Raw genomic sequence first — 18,485 nt, 5'->3', positions numbered from 1 at the left:
CGTTTTGACGTAAGGTTTCACAAACTGAGGGGCCATCAACTTAACGGTGTGACCCAGCGTCTGCAATTTCCTCGCCCAGTGGTGCGCGCTGCCACACGCCTCCATCCCGATCAGGCACGGTGTCATGTTGGCGAAAAACGGCAATACCTGATCACGCTTCAACGCCTTTTTGAGTACCGTCTTTCCATGTGCATTCACGCCATGAGCCTGGATCACGTTTTTTGCTAAATCAAGCCCGACTGTTGTAATCTTCATTTTGGTCGCCTCTCTCGGTTAGTGGAACATCGCCATTTCCACTGTGGCACTTCGATGCCGTTTCGGGAAGGGGCGACCATTCCATTAGCCTCGGCCAGCTGCAGACATTGTATTTCGCAGTGCGCAAATCTCTCGCTAGCATATTTTTAAATTTCAAATTACGAAAAGGCCCCGATTGTGCGATACCCTCCCGTTCCCGAACCTTCGAAAGTCGGCACGTACCCAGCTACCGCGAAGGCTGGTGGTGGTTTTGTTTGGGATGCTGTTCTCGAATACCGAGTGTGGTGTCACCCAGAGCGTGGAGCACCCGATGAAGCGGATGGCTCTGATTATTACTACGCCTTCGCCAGTTGCGAAGATGCCGACACATTTTCTCGAGCTAATGACGGAACAGACGAACCGCTGGCGTTAGTCTTGCAACGTGAGTACATTGACGAACCTGTTCCAGGACAATTTGTACATGTTCAGGAACAGCGAGTTACCGAATGGCCTGTGGAGTTTCTGTCCAGACCACAGCGCGATGCGATGACTATCCCAGAGTTCTTTGCTTCTAATGCTCCTGCGAATCGCTTAGAGATTCTGCGAGGACTCGCTCCGAGAAAGAATCGTGAAACCTAGTTGACGTGCACAAATGGTCTGGGAGCAGCCAACAGCGGCCGTGCTAGCTGCAAGGCAATTTGTTGTTGAGTTGTCATTTTCGATGTGGCATTATCGATATTTGACTAAGCTCAAATAACCATGGACTGGCAACCAATTTCCGAAGCATCGCTGTGGGAGCTAGTCAACGCTGCTGAGATTCGCATGAATCCACCTCGAGCGAGATTGTGGGAAGCTGTACGCGTCTCGCCGCATAAGTGGAAAGAAAAATCATTTGGAAAACTTGGCGATGGATTCTGGGTAGTCGCAATAATCGGCGCCACTGTGATTTGGTATAACGATATAGAAGACGGATTCAATCATTCTCGTTACACCAGCTTTGGCACTATTGACGAATACTGGTGCAACCAAGATGAACTCGAGCTGACGCTGCAGTTCGTCCTCGACCTCATCGAAGCTGGCCCAACATAACGTTGGTTGAAGGCGGAATATGGATAGAAAACTATTTTTTTTAATAGCTGTACTTTGGACCTTGCTGACCATGGCCTTACTGATAGTTGGCCTAACACAAGGTGAAGCACGGATGGGGGCTCAGTTACTGATGACGTTTCTTGGGTTTCCCGCGAGTCTTCTATTACCCGAGGTGTTTATCCGTTTATTTCCAGAATTGGGGAAGAGCATATTTGATGTTCATGGCTCGTTGTGGCAATACCTTGCCGAATGGATTGCACTGTTCTTTATTGGGGCCCTACAGTGGTTTGTGTTGCCATATTGGGTGTGGCATAAATGGCGGGTTCGATGTCGGGTCAGATAATTATGCCGCCGTTAACGGTAGCCACCGTTATCGTTGAGTGTCTGCATTGAAGAAAATCGAATGTCGCTTTTGGGTGGAATTCGATTTCTCGCGAATGACCGAGTCCGGCCAGAAGCAGTCAGTGAACGCTTGCCCATAATTGTTAACTTCTTTGAGTTCTAAATGCAAAGACCATATGTTCCGCCAAAGACACTTCATAAATGGACAAACGACATTCCAGGCGGAGAACTATACGAAGTATTCATCTTCGACAATCGCACTGTGTGTTCGACAGCCGGGAGATATTCTCATTCTTCTGGTTCAAGCTCTTGCGGATGGGGCGAGTTCTTGAATGGTAGATTGAATGAGGTAGTTCAAAGAACCATGGGAGAATCTATATTTCAAGAGGTACTAGCCGCCCTCAAGAAATTTAAACGCGCGGACACAGGGGCGTAACAGTCCGCATGCGTGCAATCGGCCAAGAGCTGACTTCTGGAGAGGAGCATGTGTATGAACCCGCAAGAAGCATCAACTAATCAAGAAACCTTAAACAAAATTGAAAACCAGGGCGGTGTTTACGTATGGGATTCTGAGGTTTTCACGGTGGCGTTCATTGACACTCCAATCCAGAATGAGGCGGCAGCTCTGCTCACGCGCCTGACAGGTGTTCAACAGATTGCAATCGACTCATCACAACTCACGTTTTCGGTGCTAAAGATGGTAGCCAGAATTCCAGGATTGGAATCTCTTGCTATCCTTCGCTCGATGTTGGATGCCTCGCAAGTGGAGGAACTTCAGCTCTCAGTGCCTGAGCTAGTCTTGGTAGACAAATAGGTCATCTATCGGCCAGAACCGGGCATCATCGGCTACGATTAACTCCATGAAGACACCTACTATTACCCGATACCCTCCACATGCGGCCCTGGAACAGGCGATGATACGAACGTTTGAGGCAATGAAGAAAAGACAGCTTCTTCTCGGCGACTTTCACATTATCAAGACGGAGACTTGGGTTGCTGTCTGGGTGTTCTTTGTCAATGAGCAAGATGTTCAAGAAAATGCCGATGTTGGAGTGCTTAGCGAGTTAGAGATGAATTTTCGTGAAAGGCTGCTGGCATCAAAGGAGCAGTTTTCATTTCAGGAGCTGCCACCAATCAGCTTTGAGTTTGACTCAAAGGAGAATGTCGATAAGAACTATCAAGGAAGCTACTATCTGCGCATGCGCTAGCCTACAAACCAATATTTCGGCTTCTCACGCTTGCCATTTCCGCTTCCGGCCAGAAGCCGACGGTCACATAAATTAACGCAAAAGATAAACCAATCTAAGTCACCAAATTACTTCATATAGGGCCCAACAAATGGAGCGTCTCGGTCTGCGTCTGGTGAGGGAAGTGAATGATTTCTCAGCACCTTTAGGATTTCGTTACATTGCAAAGAGAAACATGTTCGTTCGCAATACGGAATACGGGTTCGACGCATTTCTTTGGACCTCTCATCCCGCACTCTCTGGTGACGTCATGGGGCAGCAATACTCTTTGCTAGCGATGTTACGACACAATGCCGTCGACAACGTAGTGAACCAGCTTGGCTTGATTTATGGAGAAGAAAATCAAAAATTCTCAAGTACAGTGTGCAGCGCCCTAGAACTATTTCCCCCGTCAAATGCTAGACAGTATTCCTATTTTTTGGCGGATTCAGCTTCTGATGCAGATTTAGCCGGGGTGGCCCAATCAATTGCTGTTGCAGTGAAAGAAGACGCTTGCCCTTTTTTCGAACGTTATTCATCGTTAACAGAGTGTGCCATCGGCCTCAATTCATCGCCTCGCGCAAACACGCACTTTCTCTTTAACAATCTCGAACGCAGAATGTATTACTCGATTGCGACCGCACATTTGGCAGGGTTATCAGAGTTCGACTTACTCCTTGAGCAGTGGACTGGTGTCTGCAGCGAATTGCTTCCTGAGAATACACGTGCTGGGGCTCAAAAAAAGGTCTCTAGGTTGCTTGAAATCCTCGAGATTTCGCGCGCATGAGCTCTAACGCTGCGTTTGAGACGACCTATGCGAATAGCAGCGGAACCCGCATCCATTCCGCGTTGAACGGCAGCTTTGGAGAAAGTTGAAGGACCGGTATGGGTCGTGAGCCGCCTGCCAGGTTTATGCAAACCAGCCGTTCGTTAAGAAGTTTCTGACTCGGACCTGTCTACTCGTCTAAGCCACTATTCGTTCCAATGCAGAGGAAGAAAGTATTTTTATAGAGCTGTTCGACGTTCCATCGAAGCCCCATGATCGCAAGCAGTCTGGCGCAGACCTTCGCCGGTATTGCTCGACCAAGCTACTGTTGACGGGTAGCATGCTTTGCCAAGAATGGCGCGTGTCTCTTCACGGCATAACGTCGTATTGAACCCAGTCACCACCTTGCAGATACAGCCATCGCCAAAAAGCACGTATCGATGTTTTCGACTTTAATGTCTTGCTTTCGACTTTAATTGTAAGGAATAGCAGCTGTTGGGACATAAGTTTGTCGCAGATAAAGCGATGCCCCTTTTCGTTTTCACATGAAATTTGCACCAGAACCTGCGCAGTTATCCATTCCACTAATATCTGTCTTCCCAATTTACGGACAATTTTGGTCATTTTGGTCTGTCACGGATTTGTAGCCCCTCGTGACAGACTTTATTATCGCGTGACAGACTTTATTAGTCATTATCACAATCGGATTGCCGATGTCTCAAACCTATTCAACAGTAACAGATTTAGCCAAATTCCTAGGCTTATCCACATCCGTCCCCCGCACCAGCGCAGTGTGATACGCCAGCAACTGCAACGGCACCACATGCAGAATCGGCGACAGCAAGCCATAGTTCTCCGGCAGCCGGATCACATGCACGCCGTCGCTCGGTTTGATCTGCGAATCCGCATCGGCAAATACATACAGCTGACCGCCGCGCGCGCGCACTTCCTGCATGTTCGATTTCAGCTTTTCAATCAGCGCATCATTCGGCGCCACGGTCACCACCGGCATTTCTTCGGTAACCAGGGCCAGTGGGCCGTGCTTGAGTTCGCCGGCGGCGTAGGCTTCGGCGTGGATGTAGGTGATTTCCTTGAGCTTCAATGCGCCTTCCAGCGCGATCGGGTAGTGGATGCCGCGGCCCAGGAACAATGCGTTTTCCTTGCGAGCGAAGGCTTCGGCCCAGGCCACGATGTGCGGTTCCAGGGCCAGCACGCTTTGCAGCGCGACGGGCAGGTGGCGCATGGCTTTCAGGTGGGCGGCCTCTTCTTCATCGCTAAGGCGGCCTTTGCTTTGCGCAAGTGCCAGCGTCAGCAAGAATAGTGCGACCAACTGGGTGGTGAAGGCTTTGGTCGAGGCGACCCCGACTTCAACGCCGGCGCGGGTGATGTAAGCCAGCGCGCATTCGCGCACCATGGCGCTGGTGGCGACGTTGCAGACGGTCAGCGTATGCTGCATGCCTAGCGCCCTGGCATGTTTGAGCGCGGCCAGCGTGTCGGCGGTTTCGCCGCTTTGTGTGATGGTGACAACCAGCGAGTTTGGATTCGGCACGCTGTCGCGGTAACGGTATTCGCTGGCGATCTCGACGTTGACTGGGATTTTGGCGACCGACTCTATCCAGTATTTGGCAGTCAGGCCGGCGTAATAGCTGGTGCCGCAGGCCAGGATCAGGACTGAATCGATTTGCTTGAAGATGTTGAAGGCGCCGTCGCCGAACAGTTCGGGCATGATGCCGGTGACGCCTTCGAGGGTGTTGGCAATTGCTCGCGGTTGTTCGAAAATTTCTTTCTGCATGTAATGCTGATACGGCCCCAATTCGACTGCGCTGGTGTAGGCATGTACGGTCTTGACTTCGCGCTCGACTGCTTTGCCGGCGGCGTCGACGATCCAGACGCGCTGCAATTGCAGGTCGACCACATCGCCTTCTTCCAGATAGATGATCTGGTCGGTGGTGCCGGCCAGCGCCATGGCGTCCGAGGCGACGAAATTCTGGCCTTCGCCAATGCCGACGATCAATGGCGAACCCTGGCGCGCGGCGACCACGCGGTGCGGTTCGTCCACGCAGAACACGGCAATCGCATAGGCGCCGGTCAGGCGCCGCACGGCCTGTTGCACGGTGGTGAACAGGTCGCCGTTATACATGTGGTCGATCAGATGCGCGATGACCTCGGTGTCGGTCTGGCTTTCGAAGTGGTATCCGGCGGCTTGCAGTTCGGCCCGCAGTTCATCGTGGTTTTCGATGATGCCGTTGTGGACCAGGGCGATGTGGTCGCGCGAAAAATGCGGGTGGGCATTGTGAGTCGCCGGAGCGCCGTGGGTGGCCCAGCGGGTATGTGCAATCCCGGTGAAGCCCGACAAATGGGCTTTTTCGACTTGCGCTTCCAGGTCCGCCACGCGCGAAGTGCTGCGCGAACGCTGCAATTTGCCGTCTACGTGCAAGGCCACGCCGCAAGAGTCGTAACCGCGGTATTCGAGCCGTTTCAATCCTTCCAGCAGGATGGGCGTGACATTAATCTGGGCAACTGCTGCGACGATACCGCACATGGCTTTCCTCGTTGATTAGGTGAATGGATGTATCTTAGACTAGCACTCATGAAATATGATTACTAAATACATTGATATTTGATTTAATATTTCACAGCATAAATAATATGAAATATAATTTCATTTATATTTAAATTTATTCAATAAATTACACATTGTTATATGGATATTGTTCTGGACGAGCTGGACAAGCGGATTTTGAATGCATTGCAGGTCGATGCAGCGCAAACCAACCATCAGCTGGCGCAACAGGTGCATGCGTCGCCGCCGACTTGCCTGCGGCGCGTCAAGCGCCTGACCGATGCCGGCATCATCTTGCGGCAAGTGGCGATTGTCGCGCCCGACAAGGTTGGCGCCGGCCTGACGGCGATTGTCGAAGTCACGCTCGATAATCAAGCTGCGGAACGTTTAGAGGAGTTTGAAGCGCTGGCGGCGAATGAGCCGATGCTGTTGCAATGTTACCGGGTGTCGCCGGGACCGGATTTCGTGCTGGTGGTGCAGGTGGCGGATATGGCGGCTTACCATGCGCTGGCGCATCAGCTGTTTGCCGCGCAAAAGAATGTGCGCAACGTGCGGACGTATTTTTCGATTTACCGCAGTAAGTTCGATACGCGGCTAGCCCTATAAAAGAAAACGCCGGTCGTAACCGGCGTTCATTCATCGCATCTATTCCTGTTTTTACTTCTTGATTTTCACCGGCCGCTGCCAGCCATCGATCGTGATTTGGCGCGCACGCGAGACGGTCAGCTTGCCTTCCGGCGCATCCTTGGTCAGCGTGGTGCCGGCGCCCAGGGTAGCGCCTTTGCCCACGCGCACCGGCGCCACCAGCTGGCTGTCGCTGCCGATGAATGCGTCGTCTTCGATGACGGTGCGGAATTTGTTGGCGCCGTCGTAGTTGCAGGTGATGGTGCCGGCGCCGATATTCACGCGCGATCCGACCGTGGCGTCGCCGACATAGGCCAGGTGATTGGCTTTGCTATGCGCGGCGATCTGGCTGTTTTTGACTTCGACGAAATTGCCGATATGGACGTCGGCGCCGAGTTCGGTGCCGGGCCGCAAGCGTGCATAAGGGCCGATCTGGGAAGCCGCGCCGACCACCGCATCTTCAATGTGGCAGAACGGCTTGATGTTGGCGTCGCGGCCGATGCGGGCATTCTTGATGACGCAATGGGCGCCGATGACGGCGCCGTCTTCGATGCTGACTTCACCTTCGAAAATGCAGCCGACATCGATGCTGACGTCGCGCCCGCAATTCAGCGTGCCGCGCACATCCAGGCGCGCCGGGTCGAGCAGGGTGACGCCCTGTTCCAGCAAGCGCTCGGCAACGCGGCGTTGATGGATGCGTTCCAGTTCGGCCAGTTGTACCTTGCTGTTGACGCCCAGGGTTTCCGCAACCGCGTCGGGCTGGGCCGATACCACGGGCGTGCCGTCAGCGACGGCGCTGGCGACGATATCGGTCAAATAGTATTCGCCCTGGGCATTGTTGTTGGACAGGCCCGCCAGCCATTTTTTCAACTGCACCGTTGGCGCCGCCATGATGCCGGTATTGCATTCCCGGATTGCGCGTTGCTGCGGCGAAGCGTCTTTTTGCTCGACGATGCTGACGATCTTGTCGTGTTCACGGACGATGCGGCCATAACCGGCAGGATCAGGCAGATCTACCGTCAGGATTGCCAGTTTGTCGTTGCCGGCACTGTCGATCAGCCGTTGCAGCGTGCTGCTGGCGATCAGCGGCACATCGCCGTAGAGCACCAGGGTAGGCACTGCGTCGTCCAGATGCGAGGCGGCTTGCGCGACTGCATGCCCAGTGCCGAGTTGCGGCTCTTGTTTAGCGAACACCAGGTCACTAGCTGCCAGCAAGCGCGGTACGGCGTCGCCGCCATGCCCGTAGATGACGCACAAGGTGGTAGGCGACAGGGCGCGTGCTGCGCTGATCACGTGCGACAGCAGCGGTTTGCCCGCCAACGGGTGCAACACCTTTGGCAGCGCGGACTGCATGCGCTTGCCCATACCGGCAGCGAGAATGACAACGTTCATGGTCGATAGAGAAAGGGTAGAGAAAGAGTCGGTGGGAAATTTTATCATGCGCGGTAGCTGCAAAATCAGCATTCGTACTGTAGACATGACAATGCGATGGCAGCGCGGCCGGGCCGGTCTGGCCGTTTTGACGGCAGGAAGATAAATCGCCCCAAGGCCGCGTGCGCGGCATTGGGGCGAATCCGGCTTGCTACGCTGGCCAGGCGAAGACTGATACCGATCAATACCGCTGCCAGAAACCGCCCGAGAACGACCAGCTGTTGCCATTGCGGACCCAATGCCCCGGCGCCCAGAAATAACCGTCGCGGCGCGCTTCCCAGTGGCCGTTGACCCAGTCGTGGCGACCGTTGTTCCAGCGCCAGTAGCCACCGATCCAGACATGGTTGGGGCTAGGCGCGGGTGTCATGACTTCGATCTGCGGCGGCGGCGGCGCGACGTTGATCACCACCGGTGGCGGGCTGTTGTAAGTGTTATTGATCGCTACCCAGGCGCCGCCATGGTATACCCACTGGCCGCCTTCGTTGGCCCAGTAGGCGTGCCGGTACACCATGTTTTGCCGCGCTTGTTCCCAATGGCCGTTATTCCAGACGTAGCGGTTGTTTTCCCACTTCCAGTGACCGGCGATCCAGTAAGAATCCGGATAGGGGGCTGGCGGCAGCACTTCCACCAGCGGCGCCGGCGGCGCTTGCACTACTTTGACTTCGCGGTACTCGACACGGGTGCGTGGCGGTTCGACTACGCAGCCGGCAAGCGACACGGTGGCCGCTGCCACGGCTGACAATACGAGATAACGTTGAAAACGACGGCGGTTCATTTATGTCTCCAGAAAAAGATCCTGGGTATTAAACGGTTTGCCGTGGAGAATGAATACCGAGCTTACAAATACTTGCAAATTGCCGGCGCTGGCGCCCGCTGCGGCCGTCTGCTCAGGCTTCGTCCGTGATGTCGGTACTGGGGCCGTTCTTCTTTACCGCATCGATGCCGGCGTCGCGCGCGCTGGTGGTGGCGTACATCTGGCTGCTGCCGATGACCTGATGATTCGCCGCCTTCAGGTTGAAATAGAATTTGCCGTTGGAAGCCTGGTTGCGGCTATAGCGGTCGTCTTGGTTACTGTTGCTCTGGACCGAGGCGATGCCGTTTTCGGCGGATGCCTTGGCAACATACATTTCGCTGTTCAGGACCACTTCGCCGTTGCTAGCGTAGAGCAGGAAATAGAACTGTCCATCCACCGACTTCTTGAGAACATAGGACCCTGCCATTGCGCTTCTCCTGATAAGTTGCCGGCCATGCAACGGCGCAAATCGCTCTGTGTATTTAGCTGAATGTCTAGCTGAGCAATCAGCTGAACATCCAGCCGAGTGCACTCGACCGCCGCTGGTCCGCTTTGATTATATAGTCCGGCCGGGAATCCGATACGGGGACCGGGCAAATTAATCCATGGACCGTAGTGGAATAATGCTGGCCATTGTGGCCGGCGTCGAGCAAGGATCATCGTCAAAGGCGATATCGCCGTTGGGATCGGCAATCCCGCTGGCTTTCAGTTCGGCGAAGCCGAACAGCTTGCGGTCCATCAGGTGCGATGGCGCGACAGTCGACAGCGAGGAGAAAATGTTTTCCACCCGCCCCGGGAATTTCCTTTCCCAGTCGCGCAACATGCCTTTGATCTGTTTGCGCTGCAGGTTTTCCTGGCTGCCGCACAGATCGCAAGGAATGATAGGGAACTGCTTGACCTCGGCATAGCGGCTGAGATCGGCTTCTTTCACGTAAGCCAGCGGCCGGATCACGATTTGCTTGCCATCGTCGGATTGCAGCTTGGCCGGCATGCTCTTCAGTTTGCCGCCGAAGAACATGTTCAGGAAGAAGGTTTCCATGATGTCGTCGCGATGATGGCCGAGCGCGACCTTGGTGGCGCCCAGTTCGGTGGCGACCCGATATAAGATGCCGCGCCGCAGGCGTGAGCACAGCGAGCAGGTGGTCTTGCCTTCCGGGATCAGGCGCTTGACGATGCTGTAGGTGTCCTGGTTTTCGATATGGTAGGCAACGCCGAGCCGGTCCAGGTAGGCCGGCAGGATATGGTCGGGGAAATTCGGCTGTTTCTGGTCCAGGTTCACCGCTACGATCTCGAAATTGATCGGCGCCCGTTCGCGCAAGGTCATCAGGATATCCAGCAGAGCGTAGCTATCCTTGCCGCCCGACAGGCAGACCATCACCTTGTCGCCGTCTTCGATCATGTTGAAATCGCCGATCGCCTGGCCTACCTGGCGGCACAGGCGCTTGTGCAATTTATTGTTTTCGTGCGCGATTTTCTCGACGCTCTTCTGGCTGAGAGCGCTCGCGGCGCTGTCAGCCGGCGCTGGCGCGAGTGCTGCTAATGGGTCTTGCATAAGGACTTCCTGTTTCAATAGCTCATTCATGGCGACACTCATGGTGATTCAGCTTCAGGTTTTCGGTTTGATCCGAAACACTTCGACGCCGACCGAGCGGCAATCGGGATAGGCGTCAGGTTTCTCGGAGGATACCCGTACCGCGCGCACCCTCGGGTGCAGCAGCATGGCGTTGACGAGGTCGTCGCACAGGGTTTCCTGCAAATGGATATGGCCTTGCGCCATGCGCTTGGCCACGGTATTGCGCATGAAATTGTAATCCAGCACGTCATCCACATGATCTTTGGTGGGCGTTGACAAGGCCAGGGGCACGAACAGGTCGACATTGATCAGCGCGCGCTGCGTGCCTTGTTTTTCGGATTCGTAGACGCCGATATTGATCTGTACTTCATAGTCGCGCAGGAACAGGCGGCGGCAATCGCTAAGGTCGGGGTGGATGAGTGCGGAGAGCATGGTATTTTCAGTGAGGGTGGGACGGTTTGCCGTGAGCGGCAACCTGGTCCCGTGGGTCAGGATACAAATGTTGGCCGCCATCGACCACTAGTGTACTGCCGGTAATGGCGGAGGAGGAGGCGATAAAACAAACTGTCGCCGCGATGTCTTCCAAGGTGGCCGGCAAGCCCGGTTGCCGGCCGCTTGTTGTCAATGGCGTTGTCGATGAGGGCGCCAGTGACGGTGCAATCCCTACCACCCGCAGCTGCGGCGCGTACGCCTGCGCCAGCAAGGCGGTGGCGCTGTGCAGCGCTGCTTTTGACAGTGTATACGACAGGAAATCCGGCTGTGGATTGAACAGCTTTTGATCCAGCAGATTGATCACCACCGCTTGCGCGCCCTCGCTCTTGAGGACAGCGGCATGCAGCGCCTGCGCCAGCAGGATAGGGGCGGCAAGATTGCTCCGCATGTGGCGATCCAGGCTTGCCGTGGAAAAGCTGGCAGGGTTGTCATGTTCCATGTAGCTGGCATTGTTGACGATGCAATTGATGTAAGCGGCCCCGCCGAACTGCTGCATCACGCGCGGCAGCAAGGTATTTATTTCAGTTTCCTCGGTCAATCCGCACCGGATGGCGACGGCCCGCGTGCCCAGTGCCTGGCATTCCTGCACCAATGCCGAGAGCGCCGGGGCGGTGCCGTCATCCTGATAATGCAGCGCCAGGTGCCAGCCCCGTTGCGCCAGCGCCAGCGCAACGGCGCGGCCGACCGGACTGGCGGCGTCGGTGACGAGAGCAACGGTTGGGGCGGCTGGTGTAGGCATATTCATTTACGCAAACTCATGTCCGCACATTCGAGTATTCAACATTATGCATGGGGTGTTGTCTGATCATTATCGCTGAGCGAGGTTCCAGGCGCTTGGCCAGGCACTTATTTGCACTGTTTCAATGGCTTCGATTGCTTTCAGCCTGGCGTTATCTTCTACAATAGCGCCATGCAACTGCAATTACCCGAAGCTTCGGTCGAAGCACAGCGCGCATCGCGCCTGTTACACAATCTGATCGCCACTGAAATCCGCCTGCAACAGGGCTGGATTTCATTCGCGCGTTATATGGAACTGCTGCTGTACGCGCCGGATCTCGGTTATTACAGCGGCGGCGCGGCAAAATTGGGCAAAGACGGTGATTTTACAACCGCGCCCGAGATTACGCCGCTTTTTGGCGCAACTTTGGCCCATTTGACAGCAGAATTACTGGTTTCGTCGCCTGCGCTGCAGCCGCAGATACTGGAATTCGGCGCCGGCAGCGGCCAATTGGCCTATGACATCCTGACCGAATTGGCCGCCGGCGACAACGGGGCTGCCGGGCTGCAAGCTTATTACATCGTCGAATTGTCGGCCGAATTGCGCGCGCGCCAGCAGCTCAAGTTACAAGCCTTTCCACAGGTGCAGTGGCTGGATCGCTTGCCCGCGTCCTTTTCCGGCGTGGTGATCGGCAACGAAGTGCTGGATGCGATGCCGGTCGAACTGGTGCTGCGCGGCGCTGGAGGCTGGCTGCAGCGCGGAGTCGGCCTGAGCGAAGCCGGTGCGGATGGCGGCGATGGTCAATTTATCTACATTGATCGCCCGGCAGAACCTGCGTTGATAGCGCAAATCCCGGATGCGGAATCACTGACGGTCGGCCATCTGACGGAAGTGCATCCGGTGGCGATCGGCTTCATGCGCTCGCTGGGCGCCATGCTGAAAGCGGGCCAGGGCGGCGTTGCCTTGTTCTTCGACTATGGTTTCCCCGCCGCCGAATATTATCTGCAGCAACGCGATCAAGGCACATTGATGTGCCACTACCGTCATCACGCCCATCCCGATCCGTTTTATTTGCCGGGTTTGCAGGACGTCACCGCGCACGTCGATTTCACCGCGATGGCCGCCGCCGCCCTCGATACCGGGCTGGACCTGCTGGGCTATAGCAGTCAGGCCGCTTTCCTGCTGGAAGCCGGGATCGGCAAATTATTGCTGCGCACGCCGCCGGAGCATGCCCTGGCCTATCTGCCGCAAGCCAATGCCTTGCAAAAACTGGTGTCGCCGGCCGAGATGGGCGAGTTGTTCAAAGTCCTGGCAGTCGGCGCCAATGCCGAGTTGCCGGCGCGTTTTAGCCGCCATGACCGCAGTCATCGCCTATGAATCCGCTACCCGCATCGCCTGAAAGCACAACATGATTCGCTGGATGCTGGTGATTTTCGTCGCCGTCATCGTATTTTCCAGTGCTTTGCCCTGGCTGGAAAAGCTCGGCCTCGGGCGCTTGCCCGGCGACCTGCGGTTTACCCTGTTCGGCAGGAAATTCTCCTTGCCGTTCGCTTCCACAGTCCTGCTGTCGACGGTGCTGTTCCTGCTGGTCCGGCTGCTTTAGGTGTCGAGCAGCTCATTGAACACTCCAGGCGGCCGCGCGATCACCGCCCGTTCCCGGTAAGTCACGACAGGCCGCTGCAACAGTTTCGGATGTGCGGCGAGCGCTTGCAGCAATGCGGCATCATCGGCCTGGGCCAGGTTGAGCTCTGCGTATTCAGCCTCGTTGTCGCGCACCATGGCGCTGACCGGCCCGCCTAGCTGGCCATGCAGGGTTTTCAGCTGCGCCAAAGTCAGCGGCGTTTTTTGATAATCGATGACTTCCAGTTTGATCTGCTGCGCGCTGCTGTATTGCTCGGCAAGAGCCAGTGCTTCGCGCGATTTTGAGCAGCGCGGATTGTGGTAGATCGTGATCATGTCGGTTCCTGTGGTGTTGGTGTTTGATCCATCGGTATTATTTCATCATCCCAGCCGCTGGCGGGCATGTCTTCGCGCAAGATGCGGTCGTGGGCAAACATTTCTTCCAATTCCTCGCGCGCTTTCTTGGCGATCGAGACGATTTCTTGCTGGTTCTTCTGGTGCGGGTACATATCGTGCAAGGTTTGCAGGTTGTGGGCGCGGAATTTCATGGCGGCCTGGCGTGCCCGATAGGCGCCGAAGCCCATCTTGCGTAAGGCCTGCTGTCCGAGCTGCAAGGCCGACTCGAAGGTTTCGCGCTCAATCACGGTGACGCCAAGATCCATCAAATCAAAGTAATGCGAGACGTTGCGCGCCCGCGCGACGATCGGCAGATCGGGGGCCACACGCCGCACCGCCGCCACCAGCTTCAAACTGCCTTCGATGTCGTCCAGCGCCACCACCAGCAGGCGAGCCTTGGTGATGCCGGCGGCACGCATCAGGTCCATGCGGGTGGCGTCGCCATAGAACACCTTGAAGCCGAACTTGCGCAACAATTCGATTTGATCCGGGTCGTGATCGAGCACGGTCAGGCCGATCTTGTTGGCGTGCAGCAGGCGCCCGATGATCTGGCCGAAACGGCCGAAGCCGGCGATGATGACCGGGTTGTCATTGTCATCGATGGCGTCGGCCGGACGTTTCTGGGCGGCGAGGAAATAGGGTGCGATGACTTTGTCGTACAGCACCAGCAGCAACGGCGTGGTCACCATCGACAGGGCCACCACAACCACCAGGATAGACGAAGTTTCCTGCGAAAACACGCGGGCTGTAGCGGCGGCGCCGAACACCACGAAGGCGAATTCGCCGCCTTGCGACAGCAATGCCGCAAACAGGAATTGCTGCGAGCGGGCGATCTGGAACACTTTGCTGAGCAGGTACAGCAGCGCCAGTTTGATCGCCAGGAAGCCGGCCACCAGGCCCAGGATCAGCCACGGCTGGCTCAGCAGCAGACCAAAATCGACCGACATGCCGACCGCTATGAAGAACAATCCAAGCAGCAAGCCTTTGAACGGTTCCAGATCGGTTTCCAGCGCATGCCGATATTCCGAATCGGCCAGCAGCACGCCGGCCAGGAAGCTGCCCAATGCCATCGACATGCCGACCGATTCCATCAGCAGGCCGATGGCGATCACCAGCAACAGAGCAAATGCGGTGAAGATTTCGCGCAATCCGGTGCGAGCAATCATGCGCATCAGGGGCCGGATCAGATAGCGGCCGCCGACGATCAGCGTAGCGATCACCGCCACCACCTTCAGGCCGCCGATCCAGCCTTCACCGCTGCCATGGGCGGCCGCAACGCCAAGCAGCGGCACGATGGCGATCATCGGGATCGCGGCGATGTCCTGGAACAGCAAGATGGCAAAGCCGGCCTTGCCGGCGGGCGTGGCGCTCAGCTTGCGTTCGTTGATGGTGGCCAGCGCGATGGCGGTCGATGACAGCGACATGCCGAGCGCGGCAATCAGCGCGGTTTTCCAATCAACCCCGGCGGCCACGGCGGCGCCGAACAGCGCCAGCGAAACCGTCGCCACCTGGGCCGTACCCCAGCCGAAAATCGAGCGCCGCAGCGACCACAGGCGCTTGGGATCAAGCTCCAGGCCGATCATGAATAGCAGCAGCACCACGCCGAATTCGGAGAAATGCAGGATGTCTTCGACATTGTCGATCAGGCGCAAGCCCCAAGGGCCGATGGCCATGCCGGCCAGCAAATAGCCCAGCACCGCACCCAAGCCGAGGCGTTTGGCAATCGGCACTGCTGCGACCGCCGCCGCCAGGTAAATCAATGCGTTGAATAAAAGGTTCTGTTCCATGGATCTAGCCGGGTTGATCTGCTGCTTGGCCTGTCGGTTGCTCGGTAACGCTGGCGGAAGAGGCCGGCGCCGGGGAGGTTTTGCTTGCCGGTAGTTCCGGCCAGTGCGGGTAATTCGCCAGACGTTTGCGATAGGCCTCGATATGCGCCGCCAGGGTTTGCTGGTTGACCTGGTGCGCGCCAAACAGCAGATGCGGCGGCAACCAGCGCATGCCGCACAACTGCGCAGTTTGCTGGAACGGCGGCAGGAAAGCCGAGAAGGGAAACAGATTATGGCCCTCCGCCTGATACGAGCGATCCGAACCGCCGGTGGTGGCGACCAGCCAGAAATCCTTGCCGTGCAAGGCGTCGCCGCCCGGGCCGTAGGCCCAGCCAGGCGTAAATACAGAATCGACCCACTGCTTCAGCAGCGCCGGCATGCTGTACCACTGGACCGGATGCTGAAACACGATCAGGTCGGCTTGCGCCAGCAGCGCCTGTTCGCGCCGCACCGGGATATGGAAATCCGGATACAGCTCATACAGATCGTGTAGCCGCACATTCGGCACTTTGGCGGCGGCTTCAGCCATGCGCCGGTTGGCGCGCGAGTGGTGCGGCGTCGGGTGCGCGTACAGGATCAGGATTTGCGGTGGTTTAGTCATGACGAGCGGTGATGGTTGCGGGCTAAATGGTAAAAAAGCGTAACCCTGGATGAACTGATATTGAAAACAAGGCTCACACAGGAATCAAGTCTATACTTTGGCGAACTGATTTGGACCAGGTCCGGCGCCAGGGCATTATTTTTGCTTGCAGCGGACATGCTAGCAGCACTTCCTCAAATTTATTTATTTCTGACAATTTCTGACAACTATGCCTGACTCCAAAGATCCCCAATCAAACGATCCTGCGGCTCCCGAGGCCAAGGCCAGGCCTGTTACTCCACCGGAGCCAGCTGCCGCCGAACCGGTCAAGGCCGAATCCCCGAGCCAAGCCTCCCCCCATCCTGCCGCCGCCAGCGCCTTCAGGGCGTCGGGCCCGGGCAGCGACGACAGTCCGCCATGGCCGCAGACCTGGAAGCTGATCGCCGCGCGTTTCCGTGCGCTGTCGGACAAGGCTGGCCGGCGCATGATGCAACGGACCTTGAAGATCGGCATTTCGGCGCGGATTTTCCATCCGGAAGAGGGCGCCAAAGGCTTACGTGGCCGGACCTTGCAATATCTGGAGGAATCCATCGCGCAGTGGGTCATGTCGCGCAACGTACTGGTATTCATGATTCCTACTGTCAACACCAACGGTCTGGTCCATCCCAGTTCAATCCGGCTGCGCGACTACGCCAAGCACCTGGACGGCCTGGTGCTGCAAGGCGGCGCCGACGTCTCGCCGCAGAGTTATGCGCAAGCCGCCACCCGGCCTGAATGGGGCGGCGACCGGGTGCGCGACATGTACGAGCTGGAGCTGCTGCATGAATTCATCGAGGCGGGCAAGCCGGTACTGGGGATTTGCCGCGGTTGCCAGCTGATCAATGTTGCCTTCGGCGGCACTTTGTACCAAGATATCGCGACCGATGTCCCGACCTCGATCAAGCATGTGAACGACGAATACGACCGGCTGCACCATGCGATCCAGTTCCCGCAGGGTTCTTCACTGGCAACCATGTTCAATAGCCATGGCAGCGAGCAAAACGAATGGGTGGTCAACTCCATCCATCATCAGGCGGTGCGCGACCTGGGGCGCGACCTGACGGTAGAGGCGATTTCCGGCAGCGACAATATCGTTGAGGCAATACGGTACCGCAAGGCAGCTTTTGTCATGGGTTTGCAGTGGCATCCCGAATTCCATCGTGCCGGCGGTCCGCAGTTGCTGGATTGCACGCCGATACTCGATGGTTTTCTAAGAGCTGCACGCGAGACGCGTTTCTGATATTATCTTGCGCCTTGGCCGGTGAAGCATATTTCCCCGATTTTTCCGATTCCGGCCAGGCCCGGTGACGATCCGACGGTGAAATTGAAAAAACTAAGAAATTTTTAGAAGAAATCAATTTCCATGGTTGACACTTAAAGGGTGCTTTACTATAATCTGGGGTTCCCTGCGGAGAGGTGGCCGAGTGGTTAATGGCAGCAGACTGTAAATCTGCCCTCTTACGAGTACGCTGGTTCGAATCCAGCCCTCTCCACCATTTTGGGAAGAAGTAAAAAGCAGTTGTAGTAAAAAAATGTTGCAGCGGTAGAAGTGAAGTGAGCTGAATTGAAGTGATCTCGCGGGTGTAGCTCAATGGTAGAGCTGAAGCCTTCCAAGCTTATGACGAGGGTTCGATTCCCTTCACCCGCTCCAGTAGATTTTGCAAGAACCAGCAAGAATATAGGTTGGGCGTGTTGTTGGTTAAGAAGCGCGCGTACAGCATAGCCCTTGTAGCTCAGTGGTAGAGCACTCCCTTGGTAAGGGAGAGGCCACGTGTTCGATCCACGTCAAGGGCACCAGATTTAGTTGTTTTCAGTGCTCGCATTGGGCGCTGTAGAAGCTGAAGCTTCAAAAGTCGACGAATTAAAAGTTGGCGAATCAAAAATTGAGTTTCAAATAGATTCGAATTCAATGCATGAGCTTCTGATTCGGGTTTTCAAACTGTAAGACGGTCGGGCGCGTGCCTGAACATTCTCATCAAATCTTTAGGAGTCTAAGATGGCAAAAGGCAAGTTTGAGCGGACCAAGCCGCACGTGAATGTGGGCACGATTGGCCACGTTGACCACGGCAAGACCACGCTGACAGCAGCGATCGCGACAGTGTTGTCGAAGAAATTTGGCGGCGAAGCCAAAGCGTACGATCAGATTGACGCAGCGCCAGAAGAAAAAGCGCGC

General features: G+C 56.2%; 19 protein-coding genes, 3 tRNA genes and 1 pseudogene. 12 read left to right on the top strand and 11 right to left on the bottom strand.

The window, feature by feature from the left end; genetic code table 11:
• Window positions 1-255, bottom strand: a pseudogene (locus BLV81_RS22890) (IS110 family transposase); the annotation flags it as partial.
• 738 nt (window positions 256-993) lie between these two features.
• Here BLV81_RS22890 and BLV81_RS22880 point away from each other — a divergent pair.
• The 4 genes from BLV81_RS22880 to BLV81_RS22860 all read left to right on the top strand — a co-directional run bounded on the left by BLV81_RS22880 (window position 994) and on the right by BLV81_RS22860 (window position 3,678).
• The gene (locus tag BLV81_RS22880) at window positions 994-1,323 is read left to right on the top strand and encodes a hypothetical protein (protein ID WP_092360198.1); all 330 of its coding nucleotides are present in this window, start codon (window positions 994-996) and stop codon (window positions 1,321-1,323) included.
• Window positions 1,324-2,155: 832 nt separating this feature from the next.
• The gene (locus tag BLV81_RS22870; RefSeq protein ID WP_092360196.1) at window positions 2,156-2,479 is read left to right on the top strand and encodes a hypothetical protein; all 324 of its coding nucleotides are present in this window, start codon (window positions 2,156-2,158) and stop codon (window positions 2,477-2,479) included.
• Window positions 2,480-2,525: 46 nt separating this feature from the next.
• Entirely contained in the window at window positions 2,526-2,873 is a 348-nt protein-coding gene (locus BLV81_RS22865; protein WP_143036430.1) for a hypothetical protein, read from the top strand.
• A gap of 130 nt (window positions 2,874-3,003) precedes the next feature.
• On the top strand, window positions 3,004-3,678 hold the full coding sequence (locus BLV81_RS22860) for a hypothetical protein (protein WP_143036429.1): 675 nt from the start codon (window positions 3,004-3,006) through the stop codon (window positions 3,676-3,678).
• Window positions 3,679-4,381: 703 nt separating this feature from the next.
• Here BLV81_RS22860 and glmS read toward each other — a convergent pair.
• Complete coding sequence (gene glmS / locus BLV81_RS22850; RefSeq protein ID WP_092360192.1) at window positions 4,382-6,199, bottom strand: glutamine--fructose-6-phosphate transaminase (isomerizing); 1,818 nt, start codon at window positions 6,197-6,199, stop codon at window positions 4,382-4,384.
• A 162-nt stretch (window positions 6,200-6,361) separates the two neighbouring features.
• On the opposite strand from glmS, the gene BLV81_RS22845 reads away from it, so the two are divergent.
• Window positions 6,362-6,826: an Lrp/AsnC family transcriptional regulator gene (locus BLV81_RS22845; protein ID WP_092360191.1), complete on the top strand. Its 465-nt coding sequence runs from the start codon at window positions 6,362-6,364 to the stop codon at window positions 6,824-6,826.
• 51 nt (window positions 6,827-6,877) lie between these two features.
• Here the strand turns inward: BLV81_RS22845 and glmU are convergent, their stop codons facing one another.
• The 6 genes from glmU to BLV81_RS22815 form a co-directional block, all read right to left on the bottom strand.
• Window positions 6,878-8,236: a bifunctional UDP-N-acetylglucosamine diphosphorylase/glucosamine-1-phosphate N-acetyltransferase GlmU gene (gene glmU / locus BLV81_RS22840; protein ID WP_092360203.1), complete on the bottom strand. Its 1,359-nt coding sequence runs from the start codon at window positions 8,234-8,236 to the stop codon at window positions 6,878-6,880.
• Between the two features lie 220 nt (window positions 8,237-8,456).
• A complete protein-coding gene (locus tag BLV81_RS22835) occupies window positions 8,457-9,050 on the bottom strand; it encodes a YXWGXW repeat-containing protein (RefSeq protein ID WP_092360190.1) in 594 nt (197 codons plus the stop codon).
• A gap of 112 nt (window positions 9,051-9,162) precedes the next feature.
• A complete protein-coding gene (locus BLV81_RS22830) occupies window positions 9,163-9,495 on the bottom strand; it encodes a YegP family protein (RefSeq protein WP_092360189.1) in 333 nt (110 codons plus the stop codon).
• Window positions 9,496-9,666: 171 nt separating this feature from the next.
• On the bottom strand, window positions 9,667-10,620 hold the full coding sequence (ttcA, locus tag BLV81_RS22825; protein ID WP_255365431.1) for a tRNA 2-thiocytidine(32) synthetase TtcA: 954 nt from the start codon (window positions 10,618-10,620) through the stop codon (window positions 9,667-9,669).
• 54 nt (window positions 10,621-10,674) lie between these two features.
• Entirely contained in the window at window positions 10,675-11,073 is a 399-nt protein-coding gene (locus BLV81_RS22820; protein ID WP_092360188.1) for a dihydroneopterin aldolase, read from the bottom strand.
• A 7-nt stretch (window positions 11,074-11,080) separates the two neighbouring features.
• Entirely contained in the window at window positions 11,081-11,872 is a 792-nt protein-coding gene (locus tag BLV81_RS22815; protein ID WP_092360201.1) for an SDR family oxidoreductase, read from the bottom strand.
• Window positions 11,873-12,043: 171 nt separating this feature from the next.
• Between BLV81_RS22815 and BLV81_RS22810 the strand changes: the two genes are divergently transcribed.
• The gene (locus BLV81_RS22810; protein WP_092360200.1) at window positions 12,044-13,228 is read left to right on the top strand and encodes a class I SAM-dependent methyltransferase; all 1,185 of its coding nucleotides are present in this window, start codon (window positions 12,044-12,046) and stop codon (window positions 13,226-13,228) included.
• Window positions 13,229-13,259: 31 nt separating this feature from the next.
• Window positions 13,260-13,454, top strand: a complete 195-nt coding sequence (locus BLV81_RS22805) for a DUF2905 domain-containing protein (protein ID WP_092360187.1) — start codon at window positions 13,260-13,262, stop codon at window positions 13,452-13,454.
• Here BLV81_RS22805 and arsC read toward each other — a convergent pair.
• The 3 genes from arsC to BLV81_RS22790 are packed head-to-tail and all read right to left on the bottom strand — an operon-like array spanning window position 13,451 to window position 16,294.
• On the bottom strand, window positions 13,451-13,807 hold the full coding sequence (arsC, locus tag BLV81_RS22800; protein ID WP_092360186.1) for an arsenate reductase (glutaredoxin): 357 nt from the start codon (window positions 13,805-13,807) through the stop codon (window positions 13,451-13,453). The two genes, BLV81_RS22805 and arsC, sit on opposite strands and share 4 nt — an antisense overlap.
• Window positions 13,804-15,654 (bottom strand): glutathione-regulated potassium-efflux system protein KefC, encoded by a 1,851-nt coding sequence (gene kefC, locus BLV81_RS22795; RefSeq protein WP_092360185.1) that lies wholly within the window; start codon window positions 15,652-15,654, stop codon window positions 13,804-13,806. Before kefC ends, arsC begins: the two co-directional genes overlap by 4 nt.
• A gap of 4 nt (window positions 15,655-15,658) precedes the next feature.
• Window positions 15,659-16,294 carry a glutathione-regulated potassium-efflux system oxidoreductase KefF gene (locus tag BLV81_RS22790; protein ID WP_092360184.1) on the bottom strand — a complete coding sequence of 212 codons (636 nt, stop codon included), beginning with the start codon at window positions 16,292-16,294 and terminating at the stop codon, window positions 15,659-15,661.
• A 208-nt stretch (window positions 16,295-16,502) separates the two neighbouring features.
• Between BLV81_RS22790 and BLV81_RS22785 the strand changes: the two genes are divergently transcribed.
• The 5 genes from BLV81_RS22785 to BLV81_RS22765 form a co-directional block, all read left to right on the top strand.
• The gene (locus BLV81_RS22785) at window positions 16,503-17,552 is read left to right on the top strand and encodes a gamma-glutamyl-gamma-aminobutyrate hydrolase family protein (RefSeq protein ID WP_092360183.1); all 1,050 of its coding nucleotides are present in this window, start codon (window positions 16,503-16,505) and stop codon (window positions 17,550-17,552) included.
• Window positions 17,553-17,722: 170 nt separating this feature from the next.
• Window positions 17,723-17,808 (top strand) — tRNA-Tyr (locus BLV81_RS22780).
• Between the two features lie 81 nt (window positions 17,809-17,889).
• Window positions 17,890-17,963 (top strand) — tRNA-Gly (locus BLV81_RS22775).
• Window positions 17,964-18,034: 71 nt separating this feature from the next.
• A tRNA-Thr gene (locus BLV81_RS22770) sits at window positions 18,035-18,109 on the top strand.
• 199 nt (window positions 18,110-18,308) lie between these two features.
• A partial coding sequence (locus BLV81_RS22765) for a GTP-binding protein (RefSeq protein WP_255365432.1) occupies window positions 18,309-18,485 on the top strand: 177 nt, incomplete at its 3' end.

This window comes from Collimonas sp. OK242 (genome assembly GCF_900107095.1).
GTDB lineage: Bacteria > Pseudomonadota > Gammaproteobacteria > Burkholderiales > Burkholderiaceae_D > Collimonas.
This window is presented reverse-complemented; position numbering and strand designations above follow the sequence as displayed.

Excerpts from the sequence above, each read along its gene's own strand:
- BLV81_RS22880 (WP_092360198.1), top strand. The coding sequence starts at position 994 with ATGGACTGGCAACCAATTTCCGAAGCATCGCTGTGGGAGCTAGTCAAC.
- BLV81_RS22870 (WP_092360196.1), top strand. The coding sequence starts at position 2,156 with ATGAACCCGCAAGAAGCATCAACTAATCAAGAAACCTTAAACAAAATT.
- BLV81_RS22865 (WP_143036430.1), top strand. The coding sequence starts at position 2,526 with ATGAAGACACCTACTATTACCCGATACCCTCCACATGCGGCCCTGGAA.
- BLV81_RS22860 (WP_143036429.1), top strand. The coding sequence starts at position 3,004 with ATGGAGCGTCTCGGTCTGCGTCTGGTGAGGGAAGTGAATGATTTCTCA.
- glmS (WP_092360192.1), bottom strand. The coding sequence starts at position 6,199 with ATGTGCGGTATCGTCGCAGCAGTTGCCCAGATTAATGTCACGCCCATC.
- BLV81_RS22845 (WP_092360191.1), top strand. The coding sequence starts at position 6,362 with ATGGATATTGTTCTGGACGAGCTGGACAAGCGGATTTTGAATGCATTG.
- glmU (WP_092360203.1), bottom strand. The coding sequence starts at position 8,236 with ATGAACGTTGTCATTCTCGCTGCCGGTATGGGCAAGCGCATGCAGTCC.
- BLV81_RS22835 (WP_092360190.1), bottom strand. The coding sequence starts at position 9,050 with ATGAACCGCCGTCGTTTTCAACGTTATCTCGTATTGTCAGCCGTGGCA.
- BLV81_RS22830 (WP_092360189.1), bottom strand. The coding sequence starts at position 9,495 with ATGGCAGGGTCCTATGTTCTCAAGAAGTCGGTGGATGGACAGTTCTAT.
- ttcA (WP_255365431.1), bottom strand. The coding sequence starts at position 10,620 with ATGCAAGACCCATTAGCAGCACTCGCGCCAGCGCCGGCTGACAGCGCC.
- BLV81_RS22820 (WP_092360188.1), bottom strand. The coding sequence starts at position 11,073 with ATGCTCTCCGCACTCATCCACCCCGACCTTAGCGATTGCCGCCGCCTG.
- BLV81_RS22815 (WP_092360201.1), bottom strand. The coding sequence starts at position 11,872 with ATGCCTACACCAGCCGCCCCAACCGTTGCTCTCGTCACCGACGCCGCC.
- BLV81_RS22810 (WP_092360200.1), top strand. The coding sequence starts at position 12,044 with ATGCAACTGCAATTACCCGAAGCTTCGGTCGAAGCACAGCGCGCATCG.
- BLV81_RS22805 (WP_092360187.1), top strand. The coding sequence starts at position 13,260 with ATGATTCGCTGGATGCTGGTGATTTTCGTCGCCGTCATCGTATTTTCC.
- arsC (WP_092360186.1), bottom strand. The coding sequence starts at position 13,807 with ATGATCACGATCTACCACAATCCGCGCTGCTCAAAATCGCGCGAAGCA.
- kefC (WP_092360185.1), bottom strand. The coding sequence starts at position 15,654 with ATGGAACAGAACCTTTTATTCAACGCATTGATTTACCTGGCGGCGGCG.
- BLV81_RS22790 (WP_092360184.1), bottom strand. The coding sequence starts at position 16,294 with ATGACTAAACCACCGCAAATCCTGATCCTGTACGCGCACCCGACGCCG.
- BLV81_RS22785 (WP_092360183.1), top strand. The coding sequence starts at position 16,503 with ATGCCTGACTCCAAAGATCCCCAATCAAACGATCCTGCGGCTCCCGAG.